Source organism: Mesorhizobium sp. M7A.F.Ca.CA.002.09.1.1 (genome assembly GCF_003998555.1).
Taxonomy (GTDB): domain Bacteria; phylum Pseudomonadota; class Alphaproteobacteria; order Rhizobiales; family Rhizobiaceae; genus Mesorhizobium; species Mesorhizobium ciceri.
On record NZ_RZRR01000436.1, the window covers coordinates 1 to 4,543 of the forward strand.

At 60.8% G+C, this 4,543-nt stretch carries 3 protein-coding genes and 1 pseudogene; 1 reads left to right on the forward strand and 3 read right to left on the reverse strand.

What is annotated here, in order from left to right:
• Positions 1-296: 296 nt before the first annotated feature.
• The 3 genes from EN994_RS18965 to EN994_RS18975 all read right to left on the reverse strand — a co-directional run bounded on the left by EN994_RS18965 (position 297) and on the right by EN994_RS18975 (position 3,990).
• Entirely contained in the window at positions 297-1,397 is a 1,101-nt protein-coding gene (locus EN994_RS18965; protein ID WP_063167806.1) for an SEL1-like repeat protein, read from the reverse strand.
• Between the two features lie 67 nt (positions 1,398-1,464).
• Positions 1,465-2,301, reverse strand: coding sequence for a phosphatase PAP2 family protein (locus tag EN994_RS18970; protein ID WP_063167805.1), 837 nt, complete (start codon positions 2,299-2,301; stop codon positions 1,465-1,467).
• A gap of 45 nt (positions 2,302-2,346) precedes the next feature.
• On the reverse strand, positions 2,347-3,990 hold the full coding sequence (locus tag EN994_RS18975; RefSeq protein WP_063167804.1) for a glycosyltransferase family 39 protein: 1,644 nt from the start codon (positions 3,988-3,990) through the stop codon (positions 2,347-2,349).
• Between the two features lie 285 nt (positions 3,991-4,275).
• Between EN994_RS18975 and EN994_RS18980 the strand changes: the two are divergent.
• Positions 4,276-4,543 (forward strand): annotated as a pseudogene (locus EN994_RS18980) (tyrosine--tRNA ligase); the annotation flags it as partial.

A 4,543-nucleotide genomic window follows, 5' to 3' on the forward strand; every position in this document is an offset into this window, starting at 1 on the left:
ACATGGCCGGATTGGTCAGATCCTATGGCGGCCTGGACGGCGTCTAGCTGAATTGGCGGAATGTAGCTTGGAGGTTGGTCATGACGACCAAGCGGGAATTTCAGAGCGACGCCTTTGAGGACCATAGCGCGGTCAGTGACATGGTTCGCGCTGGGACGATCAATAAGCAGACACTACGGTCTTTTGAGGTCTGTCGGTCCGGCCCATCACCGTTCGCGAAGGAAATTAAGGCGCGCCAATGAGCACTGATGAAGCCGAGCCTTGGTGAAGCCCAGCCCGGCCAAATAGAAATCGGGTCATTGCCCTGTAAAAACCTTATCTTTATTAAAATATTTGTCTATGTTGTAAATTGCATGAGCATTACCTTGTGCGGCGGCCCTTTTAAACCAATCATGAGCCACCTCTCGCTCGGACGGCACTCCAAGACCTTTAAGATAGGCTACTCCAAGAGTGTTTTGTGCTTCCGCGTTTCCTTGGTCCGCCGCCTTTGTCGTCCACTCGATCGCTTGCATGAAATCCTGCGGCAGTCCGTAGAATCCGCCGCCATAACTCTGGCCCAACTGTTCCTGAGCCGCAGCATTCCCGTTTGCTGCCGCTTTCTTCAGCCATTTCACGGCAGTGTCTTGGTTGGCGGTTACACCATGCCCAGTAAGGTACATGGCGGACAGCATCGTTTGTGCATACGCTGAGCCCTGCTCCGCGGCCAATAGGTACCATCTGGCCGCTTCAGAATAGCTCTGCGTTACGCCGTTCCCCTCGAAATACATGGCAGCAAGAGCCGCTTGAGAGTCCGCAAATCCACTCTCGGCGGAGAACGCAATCGACTTCAGCGCCTGTACCTTGTCGACTTCAATTCTCAGATTTGGCGGTGAACTGGGAGTTCCGCGTCCTGTCAAAAGCAATAGGCCAAGATTGTGATTGGCCAACACGTCGCCATGTTCCGCAGCCCGCCTGAACCACGCGATGGCTTCGGTGTAGTTCGTGGCGGTGAGTGTCCCCTCTAGGAAATTCACTCCCAAATTATATTCTGCGCGGCTGTAACCGCGCTCTGCGGCCTTCCTTGTCCAAAACAGAGATTTCTGCCGATCGAGTGTTACTCCTCGACCGGTTCCATAAAGATTGCCCAACCAAGTCTCCGCGTCGGGGTGCCCTTTCTCGGCCGCTTTTTGGAACCATTCGAAAGCCTTGACGAAATCCGCTTTAACTCCGAGTCCCAGCAGAAAAACGACGCCAAGCCGGTTCTGCGCGTCGGCCGACCCCGTTAGCGCAGCCGCCTGCAATTCCTGCAGGGTCATATGGTCGACCTGGACTTGCCCCTCCTTCGTGTCAACGAAGGGCGAGGCGTTCGCCATCTCTCCGCCAGCAACAAATGCCGCCAGCAGCGCTCCTACCACCATTCGCGATCGTCGTACCATTGTCCCGCCTTGCCGTCCGGTTATCGCAACGACTTTCCTACCCATGGCATCATCGGCCCGTCAAATTCCTTCTCGGCCCAATCAGCCAAAACGTCTTCTTGCGGACCGGCAAGCCCGAAGGCATCGGCCGGAAGATGAAGCCGAGCCGGGCAAAGACCAGCCCGCAGGCAAGCGCGAAACCGCAGCCAAGGCCGAAGCCGGCGACGGTGTCGCTGGGATAGTGCGCGCCAACGAAGATACGGGTCGAGGCGATGCAGGCGGTGATCGCCAGGGCGATGTACCAGCGCCGCGGAAACAACAGCAAAGCGACCCCGAACACCGCGCCCATTGTCGTACCATGGCCGGACGGAAAGCCGGCGAAGCGCGCATCGAAAGCGAAGGGGTGCAGGGTCAGCACGCCAAAGTCCTCGTAATAGAGCGGGCGAGCCCGGCCAATGGCATATTTCAGCACATTGACGGCGATCCCCGACAGGCCGGTGGCGCACAGCACCAGAAAAGCCAGGCAGGTCCAGTTGTAGAGGAGCATCAGCGAGCGCCGCGACAGGCTTCGCCAATCCGTCAGGTTCGCGGCGACAAGCAGAAGCACTGAGGGAATGATATACCAGCCTCCCAGGCCGAACTGGGTGAAAAAGTCGGCAGTCCGGGCAAATCCCGCCGACCACTTGCCGTGAAGCATTCCGGCCGGAGTGTCGAGACGAACAAACGCCGACGCCGTCAGCAAGACCCAGACCAGCACCCAGACCGACCACAAAATATTCGGGTATCTGGCCGGCCGGGTGGCAAGGCGGCTTTTGGCGATCTGCATCGTATCGCGAAAGTTGTCGAGCGACCGGCGCCCTATGCCAAGGAGCAGGCTCGAAACGGGCGGGCGTGATTTCACCAGCATAGGAAATTCGACCCCATTGTTGCCGTCATGGGCATCGGCGAGCCGTCACTGGCTTACACGATAGAGGCCGAGCGACAGTTTGTCTCCCGACGAATAGTTGAGGCCATCGACCTCGGCAACGCGGCTCGCCGACTTGCCTTGCGCCTCCAACAGGCCATTCAGCTTCTGCTCGTCGCCGATTTGTGCCAGCGCCAGCGCGCAGGCCGGATCGCCGAGCAGATGCTTGGCGACGCCATCGACATCGGTCAGGACGGTCTTGGTGCCGACCAGGAACACCAGGCTCGGCTCGTGATATTCCGCTGAGGCGAGCACCGTGGTGTCGCAAGGCCTGTTGGCCTGGACTGCCGCCTCGATCGCCGGGCTCAGCCAGATCGGCTTCAGCGAAGGCGCGATGACGCCGAACAACAGCCCATAGGTAATGCCGGCGCAAACCGCGATGGCGCCGATGCGGGAGAGCGGCACTTGCAGCTGTCGCGAAAAAGCGAAATACCCTGCCGCCAGCGCCGCCGCGGCGGCCGGGATGCTCCACCAGGAAAAGGAGCCGGTGAGATAGATCGGCGCTCCGACGCAGACCGCCGCCAGGCCAAGGCTGACCACGACAAGACCGAATGCGGTCGACCACCACAACCAGTCCTGCCAGCGCCTGAGCGGCGCATTGGCCTCCTGCGGCGACAATGTCAGCAGCCAGCCAATCAGCAGCGCCATGCCGGGATAGGCCGGCAGGACATAGTGCGGCAGCTTGGTCGGGATCAGCTCGAACACCAGCCAGAACGGAATATACCAGGCGAGGCAGAAACGCAGCCGGGGATCGTCGCGCAGACGGTTGAGGGCCTGGAGCCCGGCGCCGACCGCGATCAGGCCGAACGGCCACATGAACAAGGAATAGGTCAGCATGTAGAAACCGGGCGGCAGGCCGTGCGATTCCTCGCCCGAGGCGACCTTGGCCATCATGTCCTTGCCGACGGCATCGCTGAGAAAGGTGCCGCCGCTCTTCCAGGTGATGAGGGCAACCCAGGGCAACACGATGAGCGCCACCAGAGCGACACCGCGCACGAGCTTCAGCTTCAGGAGCCAGCGCCAGTCGCGCTCGAAGGCAAACAGGGCGGCGACCGTGAGCAACGACAACAGCGGAGCCACCGGCCCCTTGATAAGAATTCCAAGGCCTTGAGCGGCCCAGAAAATCCACGGCAGATGGGCGGCTACCGGTTCGTTGCGGCGCGCTGCCAGATAGATCTGGGCGAGCGCGCCTTGCGCCGCCACGCAGCAGGCCAGCAGCATGGCGTCGGTCTTGGCGTCACGGCCCTCGAAGGCGGTGGCGAAGATCGCCGCCATCATCAGGCCGGCGGCGAGACCGGCATTGGCCCCGAACAGCTTGGTGCCCGTCCAGGCGATGCCGACGACGGCCAAGGCAATGCCAAGCATGGAGACGAGGCGGTAGACCCAGATCGGCGCCGCCGCCCCCTCGCCGCTCAGCGCCACGGCCGCCGATTGCAGCCAGTAGATGCCGATCGGCTTCTTGTAGCGCGAGGCATCCTGAAAACGGATGTCGACATAGTCGGAGGTTTCGACCATCTGCTTGGTAGCCTGGACAAAACGGGATTCGTCGCGGTCGATGGGTGGAAGGCTCGCCAGTCCACTGAACGTCATCAGCACGCTGAACAGAAAGAGAAAGAGATAGTTCCTGTTCATCGCGGAGCTTTCCGGATCTGATCTGCGGGATGGCCCCGTCGCGGCGCCTCAGGCCCTGCCCTGCGCGGCGCCTCAATACGCCAGCCCAAACGACGAAGCAAGGATTCGCAACGCCATCCGCGCGGGCTGCAAACCGGAAACCACTTTTGCTGATCGCTGGACCTTTGTCTGGCGCGATCAGTCGCAAAACCGGAAACCACTTTTGCTGATCGCGCTTGGATGCTAAACGCCCGCGTTCATGCACGCCTGAGCCACAGCGGCCGGACGCTTTCGGGAATAGAAAAAATGCCTGCCTTCAAATCGGATTTCCTGCGCACGATGAGCGAGCGCGGTTTCATCCACCAGACTTCGGATGATGCCGGTCTCGACAATATCTTCGCCAAGGAGACGGTGACAGCCTATATCGGCTTCGACGCGACCGCCAAGAGCCTGCACGCCGGCTCGCTGATCCAGATCATGATGCTGCACTGGCTGCAGCAGACCGGTCACCGGCCGATCGCGCTGATGGGCGGCGGCACCTCGATGATCGGCGACCCGTCGTTCAAGGATGAGG